Below are 21556 nucleotides of genomic sequence, written 5' to 3'. Positions count from 1 at the left end.
ACGTGTACGGCCGCAAGGGCTGTGCCGCCGATCGCCGGCGCCTGCCGCGGGGAGGGAAGAGGAAGCGGAGGAACGGTTCGAGGAGCCGGGCGATGAGGTCTACCACGTCTGTCTGCCTGCCTTCTCACCTGCGGTGACTGCGTTCTGTGCTGAATCACTCACAGGGTGGGGTCGGCGCTCGCTACGCTGCCAGGGGGTGGAGCTTGACATCGCGCTTGTCAGGAAGGGGAGTTGACTGATGGGCGAACGTCGTACGCTTCGAACGCCGCGTCAGAAGTACGGGGAGGAACTGCGGTTGAGGCGGATCGCCGCCCGCCTCACCCAGGAGGAACTGGGCGAACAGGTGGTGTGCTCGCCCACGCTGATCAGTCATTTCGAGGCGGGCAGACGCCTCCCCAAGCCGGACGACGCGCAGCGCATTGACCGGGCACTGGGGACGGACGGGTTCTTCGCGCGGTGGTTGGAGGACTTGGAGTCCCACTACACCGACCATTTCGCGGCGGTGGCCGAGCTGGAGCACTGGCGACTCAGATCCAGCAGTTCGCCCTCTCTCTGGTTCCCGGAGTGCTTCAGACCGACGACTACGCACGCGCCCTCTTCGGGGCCTACCGGCCGAACCACACGACCGAGGAACTTGACGAGCTCGTTGTCATTCGAACGCAACGCCGCCGAATCCTCGACAGACCCGCTCAGCCCGTCGTCTGGACACTGCTCGACGAGGCAGTCCTCCGCCGTCACGTCGGCGGAGCGCGGGTCATGGCAGAGCAGTTGCACAAGGTGGCTGACATGGCCGAGTCGGGACGGTTGCGCCTGCACGTCCTCCCCTACGGCGTGGGGGCGCACGCACTCATGCAGAGTCTGCTCACACTCATGACCTTTGAGGACTCGGCCCCCGTGGCCTACGTCGAGGGCTTCCAGACCGGCAACTTGATGGACGATCCGGGCCTGGTGAGTGCCTGTCAGACCGCTTACGCTCTGGCTCTGAGCGACGCGTTGTCGCAGAAGGAGTCACTGGCCCTCGTCAGGGCGGCAGCGGAGGATCATGCGCATGATCGGCAGTAAGCACATCGCCCTCACCGGCTGGTACAAGTCCAGCTACAGCGGCGGCGATCAAGGCGAGTGCCTCGAAGTCGCCCCCGGCCGCCCCGACGTCCCGGTGCGCGACAGCAAGACCGTCCACGGCCCCGCCCTGGTTTTCTCGCGAAGCGGCTGGACGGCGTTCGTCACCGCCGTCAAGGACGGGCGCATCAAGGGTTGAGCAGGCGGCGTGAGGCCCAAGGGCGAGTAGCTCAGGGACAGCCCAGCAGTTCCGGTGCCTCCCCGGTGGCATCTGTCTCACCGACTACCGAGCCGTGCACGAGGTGCTCGGTGCGAGCGATGACGGACTGGACGGCACGACGCTGATCAACCTGACCTCGGGCGACTCGGGCAAGGCACGGGAAACCGCCCGGTGGGTGGCAGCGCGAGGTGCCCGCTACCTGGACGGCGCCGTCATGGCCATCCCGTCGGCCATCGGGACTCCTGATGCGGTGATCCTTCAGAGCGGGGCGCGTTCGGACTTCGACGCGTAGGAGTCGGCACTCGGCGCGGTACGCCGAGCAGATCGACAGAAGCTCGTTCCCTGCCGCGGTGTGGGCGCTGGAGGCCGACCCGCGGGCGATGGCGCATCTGATCGAGGAGAGCGAGGCGGTGGGTGTCAACGCGCCGGGTATCGGTTCCTCGTCGGCCGGAACGCGACGTCACCCCTGACCGGCACGGGTGCCGTCGCAGACCTGCCAGCCACCCACGGGGGACGCCTGCTGGAGTGAGCGGAACGCGCTGTCTCCCACAGGACGGATCGCCATGCCGGCACCCACCCCCGCTTCGGTCGACGGCCCCCTCTCACCGCGCTCTCCACGCGCCGGGTGGGCGGCCGTGGTCTCCGTGGCGCTCGGGATCTTCGCCATCGTCACCACCGAGATCCTTCCGATCGGCCTGCTGACCTCCATCGGAGCCGACTTCACCGTCTCGGACGGGATGGCCGGGCTGATGATGACCATGCCCGGCTTCCTGGCGGCGGTCGCCGCTCCGCTGGTCACCGCGACCACGGCGCGCCTCGACCGCCGCCTGATGCTCTGCCTGTTCACGCTCCTGCTGGCAGTGGCGAACTTCCTCGCCGCCGCGGCGCCCGGCTACTGGCTCGTGCTGGTCTCCCGGATCATGGTCGGCATCACGATCGGCGGTTTCTGGTCGATCGGGGCCGGACTGGCGGAGCGACTGGTGCCGCGGGAGTCGGTCGGCAGGGCGACGGCCGTGATCTTCTCAGCCGTGCCTCTGGGGTCCGTCCTCGGTGTTCCGGCAGGCACGTTCATCGGGGGTCTCGCCGGATGGCGTACGGCCTTCACGGTGATGGGAGTCCTCACGCTCGCCGTCCTGGTGATGCTGCTCCGGCTCCTGCCGCCGCTCCCCCCGGTCCAGGCCGCACGGCTGAGCGTCCTCGGCGGCCTGCTCCGCACCACCGGCACCCGCTGGGCGCTCCTGCTGACGTTCCTCGTCGTGCTGGCCCATTTCGGCACCTACACCTACGTGACACCGTTCCTGGAACAGGTCACGCACGCCGGCGACGCCCTGATCACCGTCTTCCTGCTGCTCTACGGGGCAGCGGGCGTCCTCGGCAACTGGCTGGGCGGAGCATGGGTGGCCCGCTGCCCCCGCGCCGTCTTCGCCCTCGCGGCCGGCCTGATCGCCGCGGCGACCCTGTTGCTGCCGGTGCTGGGCCGCTGGGAGGCCGGAGCGACGGCCCTGCTGATCGTCTGGGGTATCGCCTACGGCGCCGTGCCGGTCGCCTCCCAGACGTGCTTCTCCCAGGCGGCCCCGCACGCCGCGGAAGCGGCATCGGTCCTGTTCACCGCGTCCTTCCAGGCGACGATCTCGACCGGGGCGCTCCTCGGCGGCGTCGCGCTGGACCGCACGTCACCGTCCGCGGTGATGCTGCTGGGCGGCTGCACCGCGCTGCTCATGGTCCTTGCGGCGGGGGTTCACCGCACGAGGAGCTGACCTTCCCCTCACGCCGAGTCGTTCAGCAGCCTGCTCAAGTGCTCGCGCCCCGGCCCCAGCAGGTCCGCCAACGGCGCCGCCCGCTCGTACCACCGCTTCTCGTACTCCCAGCACAGCCAGCCGTCCCAGCCGTGGCGGGAGAGGACCTCGACGCATTCGGCCAGGGGGAGGACGCCCTCGCCGAGCGGAAGGGGGGCCGTGTCGTCGGCGGAGGCGATGTCCTTGACCTGGATGTAGCCGAGGTGGGGAGAGAGGGCCGCGTAGGACTCCGAGGGCTGCTCGCCGCCGAGCCAGGTGTGCATGACGTCCCAGAGGGCGCCGACCTGGCGGTGGCCGACGAGGCCGAGGACGCGCATCGCGTCGGCGGCGGTGCCGTGGGAGTCGTGGGTCTCGAGGAGGATGCGTACGCCCAGGTCGTTGGCGTGTTCGGCGGCGGTGCCGAGGCGCCGGGCGGCCGTCGCGTCGGCCTCCTCGGGGGTCTGGACGTCCAGGTCGCCGCCGGGGAAGACCCGCACGTACGGGGCTCCCAGGTCGTGGGCCAGGTCGAGGAGGGCGCGGATCTCGGCCAGGACGGGTTCGTCGTCGCCCGGCGCGGCGACGCGCGCGTATCCCGCCAGGCCCAGGAGCTCTACGCCCGCCCCCTTGAACGCGGCCGCCGCCTCGGCCCGTCGAGCCGGGTCGAGGTCGGTGTGGACCGGTTCCTCGGGATGGGTGCGCAGTTCCACGCCGTGATAGCCGTGGGTGGTCGCGAGCCGCAGGACATCGGGCAGGGGCAGGCCGGGGACACCGAGGGTGGAGAACGCCAGCTTCATGGGGACGGACCCTACCCGGCACCCCCGCCTGCGACTCCCCTTGGTCACCCGGGTGTTGCGTGAAGATCCAGTAGCCAGTCCTGGCCGATCAGATCCTGGCCGAAGGAACGGTGCGGTTTCTCCGCGACCAGCATGAAACCGTGGCGCTGGTAGATGCGGCGGGCCGCGGCGAGAACGTCGTTGGTCCACAGGACGACCTCGCGGTAGCCGGCCTCGCGTGCGAAGCCGACGACGGCGCCGACCAGCCGGTCGCCGATGCGCAGGCCGCGGGCGCCCGGCTCGACCAGCAGCAGGCGGAGGCGGGCGGCCCCGGGCACGTCGTCCCGTACGCACATCACGCAGCCCACCGGCCGGCCGTCCAGCTCGGCGATCCAGGTCCGCTCCAGGCGCGGGTCGTGATCCCCGGCGTAGTCGGCGACGATCCGCGCGACCAGGCTTTCGTAGTCGGCGTTCCAGCCGTACTCGGCGGCGTACAGCGCGGCGTTGCGCTGGACGATCCAGCCGAGGTCGCCGGGGGCGGGCTCGCGCAGGACGACGTCCTCGGGGCGCGGGGCCCGGCCGTCGCCCAGGAGCGTGCGGACGGTCCGCAGGGCCTCCGCCAGCCGGGGCCGGTCCTCCGCTCGCACCGTGTCCAGCAGCGCCCCGACCGACTCCCGCGCCCGCTCGTCGAGCAGCGCGGCGGCCTGCCGGCCGGACGCGGTGAGCGTGATGCGGCGGCGGCGCTGATCCGTCTCGGACGGACCGCGCTCGACCAGCCCGTCCTGCTCGAACTTGTTCAGGATGCGGGTGAGGTACCCGGCGTCCAGGTGCAGCTGCGCCCGCAGGTCGGCGGCGTCCGTACGCGGCGCGTGGGCGAGCTCGTACAGCACGCGGGACTCGGTGAGGGTGTAAGGCGCGTAGAGGTGGCGGCCGTAGTCGAGCGCGCCGATGACGTTCGTGTAGAAGCGGTTGAAGGAACGGACGTCCTGGACGGTCATGGCCGGCCCCCGATACTTGACTCAGTCAGAGATACCGATGGGGCCGAGCCTAGGACGTCCCGGGCAACGGGGCCACCCCTCCGTCGCCGCCCGGTACTCGCACACCTGGGCGCCGTTCCTGGCGGTGATCGTGGAGACGAGCTCGGCTGAAGGCCGAACAGGCCCTGTCGCGTGGTCGTGGCACAGGGCCCGCAGCCACTTCTCTCCGAGCCCGAGCCGTTCCAGTGCGTGGAGCTGGTGCCGGTAGCGGTAGGGATGGCGGGGAAGTCGGAGCGGAGCAGGCTGCGGGAGTGCGGCGAGCCGGGGCAGGGCGCGGGAAGGACAGGGCGCGGCGCGGGAAGGACAGGGCGCGGCGCGGGAAGGACAGGGCGCGGCGCGGGAAGGACAGGGCGCGGCGCAGGAAGGGCGCGAGTCCGCGCCGGACGACACCGATGAGCAACAGCCCTTCGGCGTTCGACGACGAGGCGGCCGTCAGGCCGAAGCAGGGGGCCGGGGGCGGCAGCCCCCAGCAGACCCGGCCATCGACAACCCGGTACCTAGGAAACCCGCGGCACCCCGGAGGACCCCCGCACCATCAACTCCCCCCGCACCGACGCGATCCCTCCGGGCGGCGCCTCCTCCGACCCCCTCGCGATCCGCCCGGCCCGGGCCCCCGCCTCCGCCAACGGCAACCGCACGGTCGTCAGCGCAGGCACCGCGTCGATGCTGAACGGCAGATCGTCGAACCCCGCCACCGACACGTCGTCCGGAATCCGCAGTCCCGAGTCCCGCACCGCGGCGCACGCCCCCAGCGCGACCGAGTCGTTCGCCGCGACGACCGCCGTCAGCGACGGGTCTCGCCGCAGCAGTTCCAGCGTCGCCTCGTAGCCGGACCTCCGGTCGTAGCGCCCGTGCACGGTCCACCGGGGGTCCTCCTCGATGCCGTGCGCGGCGAGCGCGGCCCGGTGGCCCTCCAGCCGGTGTCGCGTGGTGGTCCGCTCCTCCGGACCGGCGATGTACCCGAGCCTGCGGTGCCCGAGCCCGATGAGGTGCTCGGTGAGCTCCTGGCCGCCCCCGCGGTTGTCGAAGGTCAGCGCGATCGCCCCGGTCTCCGGCGCCGGCGGGCGTCCGCACAGCACCACCCGCGTCCCGGCGTCGGTCAGTTTCCGCACCTTCGCGTCCATCGCCGCCTGGTGCGCCGCGCTCTCGATCGCCCCGCCGGTCAGCACCACGGCCGCCGCCCGCTGCCGCTGCAGCAGCGTGAGGTAGGTCAGTTCCCGCTCCGGGGAGCCGCCCGTGTTGCAGACCACCGCGAGTCTCTCCCCGCCCGCCCGGCCGCCCGGCCCGCCGATCTCGGCCTGGATCGCGCTCGCCATGATCCCGAAGAACGGGTCGGCGATGTCGTTCACCAGAATGCCGACCAGGTCGGAGGTGGCGGCGGCAAGGGCGCTCGCGGGCCCGTTGAGCACGTAGTCCAGCTCGTCCACGGCCTTCAGCACCCGCTCGCGGGTGGAGGCAGCCACGGGGTAGTTCCCGTTCAGCACGCGCGACACCGTCGCGGGCGAGACCTGCGCGCGGGCCGCCACGTCCGCCAGGGTCACCGTCATCTCGTCGTCCTCCGGTCGCGCATCTCGTCGTCGCCCTCGTACACATCCACACCCGTGGCCGTGGTTCCGAGCAGACCTTAAGCCCCCGACAGCGAGTTGTTCGCCCCCTCGAACAACTCGTCCTGGTCACGGTCTTGTCCGGACCGCCGTCAGAGGCTAGCTTCTAGAAACATAGAAAGCGCTTGCTGTCACGCTCACCAGTCCAGGGTGACTCATCGGCTCACCAGCGACGGGTGGGGCGTACGCGGCGCGACAACCGCGTACGAAGGGAACGACGTGACACGCAAGACGGTGCGTATCGCCATGAACGGCGTGACCGGGCGCATGGGCTACCGCCAGCACCTGGTCCGCTCCATCCTCGCCCTCCGTGAGCAGGGCGGCCTCGACCTGGGTGACGGCACCGTGCTGTGGCCCGAGCCGATCCTCGTCGGCCGCCGTGAGCACGCGGTGCGGGCGCTGGCGGAGCGGCACGGCCTGGAGCACTGGTCGACGGACGTGGACGCGGTGCTCGCCGACGAGACGGTGGACATCTACTTCGACTCGCAGGTCACCTCCGCCCGCGAGGAGGCCCTGAAGAAGGCCATCGCCGTCGGCAAGCACATCTACACGGAGAAGCCCACGGCCACGGGACTGGAGGGTGCCCTGGACCTCGCCCGGCTGGCGAACGAGGCCGGCATCAAGCACGGCGTCGTCCAGGACAAGCTCTTCCTGCCGGGCCTGCTGAAGCTGAAGCGCCTGATCGACGGCGGCTTCTTCGGCCGGATCCTGTCCGTGCGCGGCGAGTTCGGCTACTGGGTCTTCGAGGGCGACTGGCAGGCGGCGCAGCGCCCGTCCTGGAACTACCGGTCCGAGGACGGCGGCGGCATCGTCGTCGACATGTTCCCGCACTGGGAGTACGTGCTGCACGAGCTGTTCGGACGGGTGAAGTCCGTCCAGGCCCTCACCGCCACGCACATCCCGCAGCGCTGGGACGAGAACGGCAAGCCGTACGACGCCACGGCCGACGACGCCGCGTACGGCATCTTCGAACTCGAGGGCGGCGCCATCGCCCAGATCAACTCCTCCTGGGCCGTCCGCGTCAACCGCGACGAGCTGGTCGAGTTCCAGGTGGACGGCACGGAGGGTTCGGCGGTGGCCGGGCTGAGGAACTGCCGGGCCCAGCACCGCAGCGCCACCCCCAAGCCGGTGTGGAACCCGGACATCCCCGCCACTGAGGTCTTCCGCGACCAGTGGCAGGAGGTGCCTGACAACTCCGAGTTCGACAACGGCTTCAAGGCCCAGTGGGAGCTCTTCCTCAAGCACGTCTACGCCGACGCGCCCTACCACTGGGACCTGCTGGCCGGTGCCCGCGGCGTCCAGCTCGCCGAGCTGGGCCTGCGGTCCTCGGCCGAGGGCCGCCGTCTCGACGTGCCGGAGATCTCGCTGTGACCATCCGACTCCCGGGCGCCGGCGGGGCGTTGCGGACGTACGAGCCCCGCACCGAGCCGCTCGCCGTGACACCCGGCACGCCGTTCACCTCCCGTACGGTCTTCTCGGCCGCGCACGTCGTCGCCGACCCGTACGCGGACGTCTCCCCCGACTCGCCCGCCGCCGTCGACTGGGACGCCACCCTCGCCTTCCGCCGCCATCTGTGGTCGCACGGGCTGGGTGTCGCCGAGGCGATGGACACCGCGCAGCGCGGCATGGGCCTGGACTGGGCGGGTGCGGCGGAGCTGATCCGCCGGTCCGCCGCCGAGGCCCGGTCGGTCGGCGGCCGGATCGCGTGCGGCGTGGGCACCGACCAGATCACCTCGGGCACCCTCGCCGAGGTCCGCGCGGCCTACGAGGAGCAGCTCGCGGTCGTGGAGCAGTCCGGCGCGCAGACCATCCTGATGGCGTCCCGGGCCCTGGCGGCGGCCGCCTCCGGCCCCGAGGACTACCTGGAGGTCTACGGCCATCTGCTCCGCCAGTCGGCCGAGCCGGTGATCCTGCACTGGCTGGGCCCGATGTTCGACCCGGCCCTGGAGGGCTACTGGGGGTCGTCCGACCTGGACGCGGCGACGGACACGTTCCTGGACGTGATCGCCGCCCATCCCGACAAGGTCGACGGCATCAAGGTCTCCCTGCTGGACGCCCAGCGGGAGATCGACATCCGCCGCCGACTGCCGCAGGGCGTGCGGTGCTACACCGGCGACGACTTCAACTACCCGGAGCTCATCGCGGGCGACGAGCAGGGCTTCAGCCACGCGCTGCTCGGCATCTTCGACCCGCTGGGCCCGCTGGCGGCGGAGGCGGTCCGAGTCCTCGACACGGGGAATGTGCAGGGATTCCGTGACCTGCTGGACCCCACGGTCGCACTCTCCCGCCACCTCTTCCAGGCCCCGACCCGCTTCTACAAGACGGGCGTGGTGTTCCTGGCCTGGCTGGCCGGCCACCAGTCGCACTTCACGATGGTCGGCGGACTGCAGTCGGCCCGTTCGCTGCCGCACTTCGCCACGGCGTACGAACTGGCCGACGGTCTGGGCCTGTTCCCCGACCCGAAGCTGGCGGAGGAGCGGATGAAGACGCTGCTGAGCGTGTACGGGGTGAACCAGTGAGCACGCCGGAGCTGGAGCGCTTCTCCATCAACCAGATGACGGTGAAGCAGCTGTCGATGCCGGAACTGGTGGACGGGTGCGGCCGGTTGGGCATCCGCAACGTCGGCCTGTGGCGTGAGCCGGTCCAGACGTACGGCCTGGAGGCCACGGCGAAACTCGTCCGGGACGCGGGCCTGACGGTGACGACGTTGTGCCGGGGCGGCTTCTTCACGGCCATCGACCCGCGCGAGCGGGCGGAGGCCCTGGCCGACAACCGCCGGGCGATCGACGAGGCCGCGGCCCTGGGCACGGACACGCTGGTCCTGGTCTCGGGCGGCCTCCCGACCGGCTCCAAGGACCTGCACGGCGCGCGGGAGCGCATCGCGGACGCCCTGTCGGAGCTGGGGCCGTACGCCGAACAGCACGGCGTGCGCCTGGCGATCGAGCCGCTGCACCCGATGTACGCCTCGGACCGCTGCGTGGTGTCGACGCTGGCCCAGGCGCTGGACCTCGCGGAACGCTTCCCGGCGAACCAGGTCGGCGTCACGGTCGACACGTACCACATCTGGTGGGACGACACGGCCCCCGCGCAGATCGCCCGAGCGGGTGCGGGCGGCCGCATCCACACCTTCCAGCTCGCCGACTGGACGACCCCCCTCCCCGAGGGCGTCCTCACCGGCCGCGGCCAGATCGGTGACGGCGCGATCGACATGCGCGAGTGGCAGGGCCACGTGGAGGCCGCCGGCTACACCGGCCCCATCGAAGTCGAGTTGTTCAACGACGGGTTGTGGGCACGGGACGGCCACGAGGTCCTGGCCGAGACGGCAGCGAGGTTCGCCGAGCACACCCGCTGACCCACCCCTGAACCACGCTCACTGCCCTGCCCCGCGGTCGGGGGCGGGGCAGCGGCATCCTCGGGGCCGGTACTCCGGATGCAGGGGCCCACGGGGCATGACACGCTGGACACAAGGACTCGGCCGGCCGTACCCGCTCTCTCATTCCCTCGCTCCTGATTCGGAGAGCAGTCATGGCCGATTTCCTCGTGAACTCCACGAAGGCCGGTGATCAGCTCCAGCCTGCGGTCGACGCCCTGTTCGGGTCGCAGTTCCTGGAGCTGTGGTCGGACGAGAGCGACTTCGTCATCAAGGGTCAGTTCCTGGGGGTCGACGGCGACAAGCTGGGTGCCGAGATGACGGTCAGCTCGCAGCCGACGGACGGGCCCGGGGTGCGCCCGCTGTGGCCGTCCGTGCTGTCCGCGGGGATCGGCGGTCAGTTCGCCGTGTGGCTGGAGACGCCGTTCGGCGCCCCCGGTCCCAGCCCTTGCGTGAAGCTCCAGCGGTTCCAGGAGGGCCAGAAGGCCGGTCCGGAGGTGCTGGTCACGGCGGACGCCGATCCGGAGGTCCGGCCGTCCCTCGCGTTCATGATCGACGGTGGTGTGCTGGTCACCTGGGCGAGCCGGCAGCCCGGTCAGCGCATCAGGGCACGGCGGTTCCGCTCGGACGGCAGCACGGCGGCCCCGGAGTTCACGGTCAGTACCACCGAGGGCTTCCACGAGAAGCCCGCCGCGTCGATCCTCACGAACGGGAACGTGGTCGTCGCCTGGTCGACGGATCCCTCGGCGGTCGGCGGCGGCCGACTCACCCTGCGGTTCTTCGACTTCGAGGGCAACCCGCTGGGAGGCGAGATCCAGCCCGACGTCGGCGGCTTCACCGGGGTCAACGCGATCACCCTCCTCGACAGCGGACGATTCGTCGTCGCGCACATCGTGGGCATCCCGCCGAGCGATCTGGGCAAACCGCAGACCACGGTGGCGGCGAGCGTCTTCCAGCCCGACGGCACGGAGACCTTCGACATCACGGCCGGCACCCCCACCGGTTTCACCCGGACGTCCCCGGCCCTGTCCCGGCTGCCGAACGGGCGCTTCCTGATGGCGTGGGTCGAGGAGAGCGCGGACACGCACGACACCGTGCCGACGGTGATGGCCAAGGTCTGCTCGGAGAGCCAGGGCTCCATCGGCGACAAGGTGCAGGTCAGCACGGCGGCCGCCGGCAGGCGCTCCCACACCTGCACCGCCACGGCCTTCGGCAACGGCCCGGAGAGCGCGATCATCACCTGGGACGACGACAGTCACCTCGACGGCGACACGGGCTTCGGCGTACGGGCCCGCACATTCCATGTCACGCCGCCGGGGATGTTGGTCGAGGCGTCCTAGAAGCGGCCGTGCGGTCCAGAGCCTCCGCGGGTGCGGCCCGGCGTCCGGCCGTCGCGGAGACCGTACCGGTGCCCGGCGAGCAGTGGCCGAAAGCTGCGGCTCATCCGCCCCGTTGAGCACCTGGGCTCCCCGTGTACCGACTTGTGGAAAACCGGCCCGTGCCGGGAACCCGGGCCGGACCGCCGTCGTCCAATCGCAGACCGCCGGAGAGTCCCACGGTGCGGTGTCGGCCCTCGCTGCTGGCTGCGATCGCTGACCACCCTCTCCGCCGTACCGCGGCCGGCGGCACCGCTGCCATCGGCGCGCCCCCCTCCAACCGCGCCGGTGGCGGCCCCTTCCCGGTTACTGTGCATTGCCTTGACTGGCAGAAACTTCCCGGTTATCGGTGACCTTCTGGAAGTTTTCTTCAGCGGTCCGAGCGGATCACCTCCGGAAGGAGCCCACGTGCACGACACCGGCACGGGAAGCACGGGAAGCACCGCACAGCCCTCCAGACGTACCGTCCTCGCCGCCACGGCCGGCGTCACCGCCGCCCTCGCGGCCTCCGGACCCGCCCACGCCACCGGCGCCCCGGACGACAGCGGGCTCCGCGCCCTCGTCTCCCGCATGACGCTGGAGGAGAAGGTCGGGCAGCTCTTCGTCATGCGGGTCTACGGCCACTCCGCCACCGCCCCGGACCAGGCCGACATCGAGGCCAACCTCAAGGAGATCGGGGTCCGTACGGCCGCGGAACTGGTGGCGAAGTACCGGGTCGGCGGCATCATCTACTTCACCTGGGCGCACAACACCCGCGAGCCGCGGCAGATCGCCGCGCTGTCCAACGGCATCCAGAAGGCCTCCCTGGAGCTGCCGCGCGGACTGCCCGTGCTGATCTCAACCGACCAGGAGCACGGGATCGTGGCCCGGGTGGGCAGGCCCGCGACGCTGTTCCCGGGGGCCATGGCCGTCGGCGCGGGCGGATCGCGGTCCGACGCGCGCACGCTGGGGCGCATCGCGGGGCGCGAGTTGCGGGCGATGGGGATCCGGCAGGACTACTCCCCCGTGGCCGACGTGAACGTCAACCCGGCCAACCCCGTCATCGGCGTACGGTCCTTCGGGGCCGACCCGAGGGCCGTGTCCGCGCTGGTGGCCGCCGAGGTCGCCGGGTACCAGGGGTCCGGGGTCGCCGCGACCGCCAAGCACTTCCCCGGGCACGGGGACACCGACGTCGACAGCCACACCGGCTTCCCGACCATCACGCACAACCGGGAGCTGTGGGAGAAGCTGGACGCCCCGCCGTTCCGGGCGGCGATCGCCGCGGGCATCGACTCGATCATGACCGCGCACCTGATGGTCCCGGCCCTCGACGGCTCCGGCGACCCTGCCACCCTCTCCCACCCCATCATCACCGGCATCCTGCGCGAACGGCTCGGCTTCGACGGGGTCGTGGTCACCGACTCCCTCGGCATGGCGGGCGTGCGCACCGAGTACGGCGACGACCGGGTACCGGTGCTCGCGCTGAAGGCGGGCGTGGACCAGCTGCTCAACCCACCCGACCTGGACCTCGCCTGGAACTCCGTGCTGACCGCCGTGCGCGAGGGTGAACTCACCGAGGCCCGGCTCGACCGGTCGGTCCTGCGGATCCTGCGGCTGAAGGCCGAACTCGGGCTGTTCCGCGAGCCGTACGTCGGTCAGGGCGGTGTCGACCGGAACGTCGGGACGCGGGCGCATCTCGCGGCGGCCGACCGGATCGCCGAGCGGACCACCACGCTGCTCGTCAACGAGGGGCGGCTGCTGCCCCTGTCGCGGCGCCGGTACCCCGAGGTGCTCGTGGTCGGCGCGGATCCGGCCTCACCGTCGGGGACGACCGGGCCGCCCACCGGTGTGCTCGCGGGCGCGCTGTCCGAACTGGGCTTCACCGCCACCGCCCTGTCGACCGGTACCGCCCCCTCCGCGGCGACCGTCGCGAAGGCGGTCGCCGCGGCGCGGGACGCGGACGCGGTGGTGGCCGCCACGTACGACGTCACCGCGAGCAGCGGCCAGCGGACGCTGGTCGAGCAGCTCGTGGCGACGGGGAAACCGGTCGTGGCCGTCGCGATCCGCAATCCTTACGACGTGGCCCACCTGCCGTCCGTCCCGGCCTGTCTGGCCGCCTACTCCTGGACCGACGTCGAACTGCGGGCCGCCGCACGGGTGATCGCGGGGCGGGTGAAGCCGCGCGGGAAGCTGCCGGTGCCGGTACACCGGACGGATGATCCGGAGCAGGTGCTGTACCCGACCGGGTACGGGCTGACGTACTAGACGTACGCCACGGACCGGGCGCCCCACCCCCAACGTGCGCAAACCCTCCCGTGTCCCTGGCGTGCGCCCGCCGCGGCGGGTCACGCTGGGCGAGCACATTCGGGGGGTTCGGCGATGCGTGAGAGAAGTTCCGTGGGGGTGGTCTGCGGGCTGCTGGTGCTGCTCGGCGCGCTGCTGACCGGGTGCCAGAGTTTCTCGGGCGGCATGGCGGAGGACGGCCGACTGGGCGATCCGGCGACCGGCAGGACCGCCACGGTGTCGCCGGTGCCGACCCGTCCCTCCGGGTACGGGGCGGTGTTCCTGGCGGTCGGCGAGTGCAGTTCGTTCGGTACGACGAGCTTCACCGAGGTGCCGTGCGCCGGTGAGCGGGCGGCGGCCCGGGTCGTGGCGCGGCACGACGGCACGGTGCGGGACGGGCCGCGCTGCCCGGCGACCACGGACTTCGTGCTGCACATCAGTGAGCAGCGGCCCTCCTTCGACGAGGACGGCGACGGGGCGGTGCCGCAGGGCTACGCCTGCATGCGCAACCTCCAGCCGCCGCACCCCGGCGACCCGGGCGGCGGGGGCGGGCCCCACACCGTCGTCGGCGACTGCGTCTACAGCTCCGGCGACGGGCAGGTCCGCGAGACCGCCTGCGACGGCAAGGGCGAGCAGGAGCCGGAGTTCAAGGTGACCCGGGCGGTGGCCGGGCGGGCCGACTGCCCGGCCACGACCGCTCTGTACGTCCGGCTCGGCGGCGAGCGGCCCGTGGGGTGCGCCCGGCCGCTGTGAGAGGCGGCCGGGCGCGGCGGGGCGTTACGGACGCAGCGTCATCTCGCGCTGCACGTCCCGCTTGTCGAGCTTGGCGTCGAACTTCGCCAGCGGCTTGGCCGCCTGCGGGTCGGCCTGGACGGTGCTGGAGGCGACACCGGCCCAGTCGAGGATGCGGGCGGTGGCCAGGGCCCTCTGCTCGGGCACCAGGCCCGCGACGTTGGCGCCGTGGTTCATGCCGGGGGCGGTCATGACGTAGGAGTCCTCAGCGCCCTTGCCGACGCGGAACGGCTCCGCGCCCCACGGGTCGTTCTGGCCGTTGACGAAGAGCATCTGGCGGGCGTTGTGCCGGACCCAGGTGTCGATGTCCCGCATCGCCTGCGGCTGGAACGTCATGGAAATGTCCCGCGGGACGAAGTTGCGCGGCGGCTGGTAGCCGTAGCGGATGTACTTCTTCTCGATGTGCGGGAACTGGATGGTCGGCGCGCCGAGCTGCGTGCCGGCCTGGTAGTAGTACGGCGTGTAGGTCTCCAGGCCCTGGTCGGCGTAGGCGGAGAAGCCGGCGATCGTGTCGACGGAGTCCCAGATCTCGTCGTCGGTGGCGTTCTTGGCGTCGGCCGGGATCTGGTCGCAGTCGGACAGCAGGCTGTACTGCCAGAACCCCCACACGTAGTCGAGGACGGTCGCCTCGTAGGCCTTGTCCAGGCTGCCGATGGTCTTGAAGGTGAGGCCGTTGTCCTGGGCGAAGGCCGCGTACTTCTTCTCCAGCGGCTCGCGGCGCACCAGCGCCTCGCGCTGCACGCCGTTCAGCCGGTCGCGACACTCCTGGGTGCCGACACGGGCGAAGAACCGGTCGTAGGCCGAGTCCTCCTTGTTCACCACGTCGTTGGGGGCGACGTAGGCGACCACGCCGTCCATGTCACGCGGGTAGAAGCGCTCGTAGTAGGTGGCGGTCATGCCGCCCTTGGAGCCGCCCGTGGAGATCCACTTCTTGCCGTAGATGCCCTTGAGCGCCGTGAAGACGCGGTGCTGGTCGCTGGCGGCCTGCCAGATGTCCAGCTTGGACCAGTCGGCCGGGCTCGGCCGGGACGGGGTGAAGAAACGGTACTCCAGGGAGACCTGGTTGCCGTCCACGATCTGGGTGGGTTCGCTGCGGCGGGGCGTCGTGGAGACGTTGTAGCCGCTGGTGAAGAAGACCGTCGGGCGCGAGACGTCCTTGTGCAGGACGGTGATGCGCTGCTGGAACGTGCCCTTCGACGGCTTCCGGTGGTCGACCGGCTGTGTGTAGTTCAGGACGAAGAAGCGGTAGCCGGTGTACGGCTTCTCCTGCACCAGGCTCATGCCCGGGATGGAGAGCAGCCTCTCCTTGATGTCGGTGGTGCTGTCGGTGCCGGCGGCGTCGGCGGCGGTGGCCGCTCCCGCCGTACTCAAGGTGCCTATGAGCACCGTGAGCGCCAGCAGCCATCTGAGCGCCTTGCGCATGCGCACTCCCCTGTGAGACAGATGTGCGCCGGAAGCTAGCGGACCAACTCACCGGAGCACCAGGGGACATAGGGAAAACCCTGTGCGTGGGCGGGCGTCTCGAGGGGGTCGGTGTCAGCACAGGATCCAGCCGGAGCTGAACTTCCCCCGCCCCACCTGTCCCTTGAGCCAGACGCAGCGGCGCCCGGCGTGCACGGTCACGGGGCCCGCGTGGTACGCGTACTCGCCCTCGTCGACGACCGGCCGGTTGCCCCGCGCCTGCACGCTCACCGACATCTTCCGCTTCGCGCCGGGCTTCTTGGTGACCGTCACCGCGCAGACGTAGCCGCCGCGCTTGTAGACGAGCACGGTCCCGGTGGAGAACGGCAGGGTGCGGACCTTGCGGCCGGGACAGTACGCGGAGGCCGCGGCCTGCGCCTCCCCCGGCGCGGCGACGGCGAGCAGCCCGGAGGCGGTCAGCACGGCCAGACCGAGCGCGAGCCGCCCGCGTATCGCTCCACTGTCCACTGTCGTCCTCCCGTACCGCGTCGTCCGCGACCATCGGCGTACAGGTGTACGGACGCATGACGTATGTCGGACGGTTGCACGGGCGTTACGAAAACGCCGCCGTGGGCGCCCTCAGCGGGACGCGCCGACCGGCTCCTCCGGCTCGGCGGCGCCGATGAACGTCCGCCACAGCTCCGCGTACCGCCCCCCGCGTGCCAGCAGCGCCTCGTGGGTGCCGTCCTCCGCGACCCGGCCGTGGTCCATGACGACGACCCGGTCGGCGCGGGCGGCGGTGGTGAGGCGGTGGGCCACCACGAGGGTCGTGCGGCGGCCCGCGAGGCGGTCGGTGGCCTGGTTGACCTGGGCCTCCGTGGCCAGGTCCAGTGCGGCCGTGGCCTCGTCGAGCAGCAGGACGTCCGGGTCGACCAGCTCGGCGCGGGCCAGGGCGATCAGCTGGCGCTGCCCTGCGGAGAGGTTGCGGCCGCGCTCGGCGACCTCGTGCAGGTAGCCGCCCTCCAGGGTGGCGATCATCTCGTGCGCGCCGACCGCGCGGGCCGCCGCCTCGACCTCGGCGTCGGTGGCGTCCGGCCGCCCGTAGGCGATGGCGTCGCGGACGGTGCCCTGGAAGAGGTACGCCTCCTGCGGGACGACACCCAGACGGTGCCGGTACGAGGTGAGGTCCAGGTCCCGCAGATCCGTGCCGTCGACGGTGACCCGGCCGGAGGTCGGGTCGTAGAAGCGGGCCACGAGCTTGACGAGGGTCGACTTGCCGGCACCGGTCTCGCCGACGAACGCGACGGTCTGCCCGGCCGGGATGCGCAGGTCGACCCCGCCGAGGGCATCTTCGTCGTCGCCGTACGCGAAGCGCACGTCCTCGAAGGCGATCTCACCGCGCAGGGACTTGACCTCGACGGGGTCGGCGGCCGACTTCGTCGACGTCGGCTCCCGGAGCAGCTCCTGGATGCGGCCCAGCGAGACGGTCGCCTGCTGGTAACCGTCGAAGACCTGGGAGAGCTGCTGCACGGGCGCGAAGAACAGATCGATGTAGAGCAGGTACGCCACCAGCGAGCCGATCGCCAGCGTCCCGTCGTCGACCCGCGCCCCGCCCACGATCAGCACGGCCGCCGCCGCCACCGACGACAGGAACTGCACGAACGGGAAGTACACGGAGATCAGCCACTGGCCCCGGATGCGCGCCTGGCGGTAGCTGTCGCTGCGCTCGGCGAACCGCCGCCCGCCGTCCCGCTCGCGCCGGAAGGCCTGCACGATCCGCAGCCCGGACACCGACTCCTGCAGGTCGGCATTGACCACCGACACCCGCTCCCGGGCCAGTTCGTAGGCCTTCACGCTCGCCCGGCGGAAGAAGTACGTGGCGATGATCAGCGGCGGCAGGGTCGCGAAGACGACCAGCGCGAGCTCCACGTCGATGACCAGCAGGGCGACCATGATGCCGAAGAAGGTGACGACCGAGACGAAGGCGGTGACCAGGCCCGTCTGCAGGAACGTCGACAGCGCGTCGACGTCGGTCGTCATCCGGGTCATGATCCGGCCGGTCAGCTCCCGCTCGTAGTAGTCGAGGCCGAGGCGCTGGAGCTGGGAGAAGATCTTCAGCCGGAGCGAGTACAGCACCCTCTCGCCGGTGCGACCGGTCATGCGGATCTCACCGACCTGGGCCGCCCACTGCACGGCCACCGTCAGCAGCCCCAGCAGGGACGCCGCCCACACCGCGCCGAGCGCGGCCTGGGTGACGCCCGAGTCGATGCCGTGCCGGATCAGCACCGGCAGCAGCAGGCCCATGCCCGCGTCGGTGGCGACCAGGGCGAGGCTGACCAGCAGCGGCAGCCCGAAACCGCGCAGCAGCCGGCGCAGGCCGTACGACTCCTCCGGCTGGACGGCACGCGACTCGTCGATGTCGGGCACGTCGGTGGCCGGGGGCAGCGCCTCGACCTGGGCGAGCAGTTCGGGGGTGGCGGGACTCTCGGCGAGAGCGAGGTCCTTGCGCTCGCGGTCCCCGGTCCACAGGCGCGGGGTGACCCCGCGCTCGGCGTCGTACTCCGCGTCCAGCTCGTCCCGGACGGAGGTGTCCTCCTGGGGAGAGGCCGGCTGGGTGTGGCCCGGGGAGACCGCGCCCAGCTCGTCCGGGTCGGTGAGCAGCCGCCGGTAGAGGGCGGAGCGCCGCTGGAGCTCCTCGTGGGTGCCGATGTCGGCGAGGCGGCCGCCGTCCAGGACGGCGATGCGGTCGGCGAGGTTCAGGGTGGAGCGGCGGTGGGCGATCAGCAGGGTCGTACGGCCCCGCATGACCTCCTTCAGGGCCTCGTGGATCTCGTGCTCGACCCGGGCGTCCACGGCGGAGGTGGCGTCGTCCAGGACCAGCAGGCGCGGGTCGCTGAGGATCGCGCGGGCGAGGGCGACGCGCTGGCGCTGGCCGCCGGAGAGGGTGAGGCCGTGCTCGCCGACGGTGGTGTCGTAGCCCTCGGGCAGCTCGGCGATGAACCGGTCCGCCTGGGCGGCGCGGGCGGCCTTCTCGATCTCCTCCTGGGTGGCGTCCGGCCGGCCGTAGGCGATGTTGTTGCGGACCGTGTCGGAGAAGAGGAACGAGTCCTCCGGGACCAGCCCGATAGCGGCCCGCAGCGACTCCAGGGTCAGCTCGCGCACATCATGGCCGCCGACCAGGACGGCACCGCGGGTGACGTCGTAGAAGCGCGGCAGGAGCAGGGAGACGGTGGACTTGCCGGAGCCGGAGGAGCCGACGACGGCGAGGGTCTCGCCCGGCCGGATCTCGAAGGACAGTCCGTCGAGGACCGGGTGGCCGGCTTCGTAGCCGAAGGAGACGTCGTCGAACTCGACCGTCGCGGGGGCGTCGGCGGGCAGGTCCTTGCGGCCGTCCTGGATCGAGGGCTCGGTGTCGATCAGCTCCAGGACGCGCTCGGTGCCCGCGCGGGCCTGCTGGCCGACGGTGAGCACCACGGCGAGCATGCGGACCGGCCCGACCAGCTGGGCGAGGTAGGTGGAGAAGGCGACGAACGTGCCGAGCGTGATGTGTCCGCCCACCGCCAGCCAGCCACCGACGGCCAGCATCGCGACCTGGCCGAGGGCGGGGACGGCCTGGAGGGCCGGGGTGTAGACCGAGTTCAGGCGGATGGTGCGCAGCCGGCCCGCGAAGAGCCTGCGGCCGACGTCCCTGAGCTTGCCGGTCTCCTGCTCCTCCTGCCCGAAGCCCTTCACCACGCGCACGCCGCTGACGGCACCGTCGACCACGCCCGCGACGGCGGCGGCCTGGGCCTGGGCGTACCAGGTGGAGGGGTGCAGGCGGGTGCGGCTGCGCTTGGCGATCCACCAAAGGGCGGGAGCGACCGCCAGGGCGACCAGGGTGAGCGGCCAGGACAGCGACGCCATGATCACCAGGGAGATCACGAACAGCAGGAAGTTCCCGATGGTCATCGGGAGCATGAAGAGCAGGCCCTGGATCAGCTGGAGGTCACTGGTGGCCCGGCCGATCACCTGGCCGGTGGACAGTTCGTCCTGGCGGCGGCCGTCGAGCCGGCTGATCGTGCCGAACATCCCCGTCCGCAGGTCGTGCTGCACGTCGAGGGCGAGGCGGCCGCCGTAGTAGCGGCGGATGTAGGTGAGGACGTAGACGAGCAGGGCGGCGGCGATGAGGAACCCTGCCCAGGTGGTCATGGACCGGGTGTGATCGGTGATGACGTCGTCGATGATCACTTTGGTGATCAGGGGGACGAGGGCCATCACGGCCATGCCGGCGAGGGACGAGCCGAGAGCGAGTACGACGTCCTTGGGGTGGCGCCACGCGTAGGCCCACAGTCGTCGTGCCCATCCCCGTTTCGGTGTCACGCCGGTGCCCTCCAGTCGTCCTGATCTGCCGGAAGGCACCAACACGGGAAGCCCCGGATTTCATCCCGCGGCGCCACTTCCCCGACCAGGGGACGAGGAACACCCGACCAAAGGCCTAGGACTGGGCCGGGGTCGTCCGACCATGCTTTCGACACTCGTCCAGGCCTGGCCGCGGCCCCGCTTCACGCTCGCCGAGGCCCCGGTGGCCCTGTGCGCCGCCTGTGCTGGCGGGTGCTCGCCTTCGCGATGTACGCGGAGGGCTACGACCTGGACCCGAGCGCGCCGCGCCAGGTGTCCGGCGACGCGGAGATCGCACGGCTGGCCCTGCTCCTCGCGGCCTCGGTCGCGGTGACCTGGACGCTGCGCCTGCTTCCCTGGCCGCCGCTGCGCACCGCGGTGGACGCACTCGCCGTCGTGCGGCTCACCGCGGTGCTGCTGCTGTCGGGGGTGCCGGCCCTGGCCCTGCTCACCGGGGCCCGTGTCCCGCTGCTGGGCTGGGCCATGTGACCAGCCCGGCGGGCGGCGTCGACGCGGTCAGACGCGTACGCGCAGTGCGTAGAAACGGGTCGTCTGGGCCGGGTTCTCGTTGTCGTCGCTGGTCAGGAGGACCTTGAGGCGGCCCTTCTCCCGGCCCGTGATCACCATGCCCTCGATGTTGTCGAGGAGGGGGTTCGGCTGGGGCTGCTTGGCCGTCGCTCCCAGGGTCGGGCAGGTCACGAGGTCGGTGAGCAGGGTCTTCCGCATGCCGTGGCGGGGGTCGGCCAGGTAGAGGCGGACCGTGTTGCCCACGCCGGCGGTGAAGCCGCGCTCCAGGACCAGGAGGCGGCCGTCGGGGGTGGCCTGGATCTCGGGGACGCCGAGGCCGGGGTCCGTGCGGTAGGTGTACTGGGCGGCGAGCCGGAAGTGGGACCCGTGGCGCTTCCAGGTCTGGAAGCGGACGGTGTCGGCGGGGTCTCCGGAGAGGGCGTACTCCATGGACGCGACCAGGGTGCGGCCGTCGGGGAGCAGGGTCAGGCCCTCGAAGGTGCCGTTGGGCCGGCCGCGGCCCGCGGGGCTCACCCGCAGGTCGTCCGGGACCGGGAGGCGGTCGAGGATGCGGCCGTCGCGGGAGTACCGGCGTACGGACGGCTCGGTCTCGGAGGTGACGAGGTAGGTGCCGTCTCGGCTTACGGCCAGGCCCTCGGAGTCGAGCGCGGTTCCGCTCTCGTCGGCGAGGGGGAGCACCGACCGGGGCTTCAGCGTCCTCGCGTCCAGGCGGAAGAGCGAGGAGCGGTCGGAGAGGGCGGCCAAGGAGCCGTCCCGGTCCACGGCCAGCGCGGAGAAGTTGCCGACGAAGGTGTGGTCGAACGTCGTCTTGTCGAGCGCGTCGGAGAAGCGGTCGATGGAGACCGACGGCGAGCAGGCGTGGGACGTTTGCGCCTGGGCGGGGCCTGCGGCGGTCAGGCACGTGGCCGCCGCCAGGCCCGCCGTGAGGAGGGCGAGGTGGGTTCTCAGGGGCATGGGCGTCACCGTAGGACGGGCCGGTGAC

At 71.6% G+C, this 21556-nt stretch carries 17 protein-coding genes and 2 pseudogenes; 11 read left to right on the top strand and 8 right to left on the bottom strand.

Features of this window, described 5'->3' with window-relative positions; translation table 11 throughout:
* Positions 1–238: 238 nt before the first annotated feature.
* The 4 genes and pseudogenes from ACWD1U_RS03680 to ACWD1U_RS03665 all read left to right on the top strand — a co-directional run bounded on the left by ACWD1U_RS03680 (position 239) and on the right by ACWD1U_RS03665 (position 3036).
* Positions 239–1062: pseudogene (locus ACWD1U_RS03680) on the top strand (helix-turn-helix domain-containing protein).
* Positions 1049–1258 (top strand): DUF397 domain-containing protein, encoded by a 210-nt coding sequence (locus ACWD1U_RS03675; RefSeq protein ID WP_451104078.1) that lies wholly within the window; start codon positions 1049–1051, stop codon positions 1256–1258. Before ACWD1U_RS03680 ends, ACWD1U_RS03675 begins: the two are co-directional and overlap by 14 nt.
* 94 nt (positions 1259–1352) lie before the next feature.
* Complete coding sequence (locus tag ACWD1U_RS03670) at positions 1353–1571, top strand: hypothetical protein (protein ID WP_451104076.1); 219 nt, start codon at positions 1353–1355, stop codon at positions 1569–1571.
* Between the two features lie 271 nt (positions 1572–1842).
* Positions 1843–3036: an MFS transporter gene (locus ACWD1U_RS03665; RefSeq protein WP_451104074.1), complete on the top strand. Its 1194-nt coding sequence runs from the start codon at positions 1843–1845 to the stop codon at positions 3034–3036.
* An 8-nt stretch (positions 3037–3044) separates the two neighbouring features.
* On the opposite strand, the gene ACWD1U_RS03660 is transcribed toward ACWD1U_RS03665, so the two are convergent.
* The 4 genes and pseudogenes from ACWD1U_RS03660 to ACWD1U_RS03645 form a co-directional block, all read right to left on the bottom strand.
* Positions 3045–3848 (bottom strand): sugar phosphate isomerase/epimerase family protein, encoded by an 804-nt coding sequence (locus tag ACWD1U_RS03660; protein ID WP_451104072.1) that lies wholly within the window; start codon positions 3846–3848, stop codon positions 3045–3047.
* A 44-nt stretch (positions 3849–3892) separates the two neighbouring features.
* The gene (locus tag ACWD1U_RS03655; RefSeq protein ID WP_451104070.1) at positions 3893–4825 is read right to left on the bottom strand and encodes a bifunctional helix-turn-helix transcriptional regulator/GNAT family N-acetyltransferase; all 933 of its coding nucleotides are present in this window, start codon (positions 4823–4825) and stop codon (positions 3893–3895) included.
* A 168-nt stretch (positions 4826–4993) separates the two neighbouring features.
* Positions 4994–5152: pseudogene (locus tag ACWD1U_RS03650) on the bottom strand (amidohydrolase family protein); the annotation flags it as partial.
* A 209-nt stretch (positions 5153–5361) separates the two neighbouring features.
* The gene (locus ACWD1U_RS03645) at positions 5362–6411 is read right to left on the bottom strand and encodes a LacI family DNA-binding transcriptional regulator (RefSeq protein ID WP_451104068.1); all 1050 of its coding nucleotides are present in this window, start codon (positions 6409–6411) and stop codon (positions 5362–5364) included.
* 276 nt (positions 6412–6687) lie between these two features.
* On the opposite strand from ACWD1U_RS03645, the gene ACWD1U_RS03640 reads away from it, so the two are divergent.
* The 6 genes from ACWD1U_RS03640 to ACWD1U_RS03615 all read left to right on the top strand — a co-directional run bounded on the left by ACWD1U_RS03640 (position 6688) and on the right by ACWD1U_RS03615 (position 14229).
* Positions 6688–7839 (top strand): Gfo/Idh/MocA family protein, encoded by a 1152-nt coding sequence (locus ACWD1U_RS03640; RefSeq protein ID WP_451104066.1) that lies wholly within the window; start codon positions 6688–6690, stop codon positions 7837–7839.
* Positions 7836–8987, top strand: a complete 1152-nt coding sequence (locus ACWD1U_RS03635; protein ID WP_451104064.1) for a dihydrodipicolinate synthase family protein — start codon at positions 7836–7838, stop codon at positions 8985–8987. Before ACWD1U_RS03640 ends, ACWD1U_RS03635 begins: the two co-directional genes overlap by 4 nt.
* Positions 8984–9820, top strand: coding sequence for a sugar phosphate isomerase/epimerase family protein (locus ACWD1U_RS03630; protein ID WP_451104062.1), 837 nt, complete (start codon positions 8984–8986; stop codon positions 9818–9820). The genes ACWD1U_RS03635 and ACWD1U_RS03630 overlap by 4 nt, the downstream gene beginning before the upstream one ends.
* A 173-nt stretch (positions 9821–9993) precedes the next feature.
* Positions 9994–11178, top strand: a complete 1185-nt coding sequence (locus ACWD1U_RS03625; protein WP_451104060.1) for a hypothetical protein — start codon at positions 9994–9996, stop codon at positions 11176–11178.
* Positions 11179–11622: 444 nt separating this feature from the next.
* A complete protein-coding gene (locus tag ACWD1U_RS03620) occupies positions 11623–13458 on the top strand; it encodes a glycoside hydrolase family 3 protein (RefSeq protein WP_451104058.1) in 1836 nt (611 codons plus the stop codon).
* A gap of 114 nt (positions 13459–13572) precedes the next feature.
* On the top strand, positions 13573–14229 hold the full coding sequence (locus tag ACWD1U_RS03615) for a hypothetical protein (protein WP_451104057.1): 657 nt from the start codon (positions 13573–13575) through the stop codon (positions 14227–14229).
* Positions 14230–14253: 24 nt separating this feature from the next.
* Here ACWD1U_RS03615 and ACWD1U_RS03610 read toward each other — a convergent pair whose 3' ends face one another.
* The 3 genes from ACWD1U_RS03610 to ACWD1U_RS03600 form a co-directional block, all read right to left on the bottom strand.
* Positions 14254–15690: a S28 family serine protease gene (locus ACWD1U_RS03610; RefSeq protein ID WP_451104055.1), complete on the bottom strand. Its 1437-nt coding sequence runs from the start codon at positions 15688–15690 to the stop codon at positions 14254–14256.
* 114 nt (positions 15691–15804) lie between these two features.
* A complete protein-coding gene (locus ACWD1U_RS03605; protein ID WP_451104054.1) occupies positions 15805–16197 on the bottom strand; it encodes a hypothetical protein in 393 nt (130 codons plus the stop codon).
* A 111-nt stretch (positions 16198–16308) separates the two neighbouring features.
* On the bottom strand, positions 16309–20028 hold the full coding sequence (locus ACWD1U_RS03600) for an ABC transporter ATP-binding protein (RefSeq protein ID WP_451104052.1): 3720 nt from the start codon (positions 20026–20028) through the stop codon (positions 16309–16311).
* A 210-nt stretch (positions 20029–20238) separates the two neighbouring features.
* On the opposite strand from ACWD1U_RS03600, the gene ACWD1U_RS03595 reads away from it, so the two are divergent.
* Entirely contained in the window at positions 20239–20535 is a 297-nt protein-coding gene (locus tag ACWD1U_RS03595; RefSeq protein ID WP_451104050.1) for a hypothetical protein, read from the top strand.
* Positions 20536–20562: 27 nt separating this feature from the next.
* Here the strand turns inward: ACWD1U_RS03595 and ACWD1U_RS03590 are convergent, their stop codons facing one another.
* On the bottom strand, positions 20563–21528 hold the full coding sequence (locus ACWD1U_RS03590; RefSeq protein WP_451104048.1) for an esterase-like activity of phytase family protein: 966 nt from the start codon (positions 21526–21528) through the stop codon (positions 20563–20565).
* Positions 21529–21556 lie beyond the last annotated feature (28 nt).

It is taken from the genome of Streptomyces sp. NPDC002788, assembly GCF_053592115.1.
Note: the sequence above shows the minus strand (reverse complement) of the source record. Positions and strands in the feature narration are given on the sequence as shown.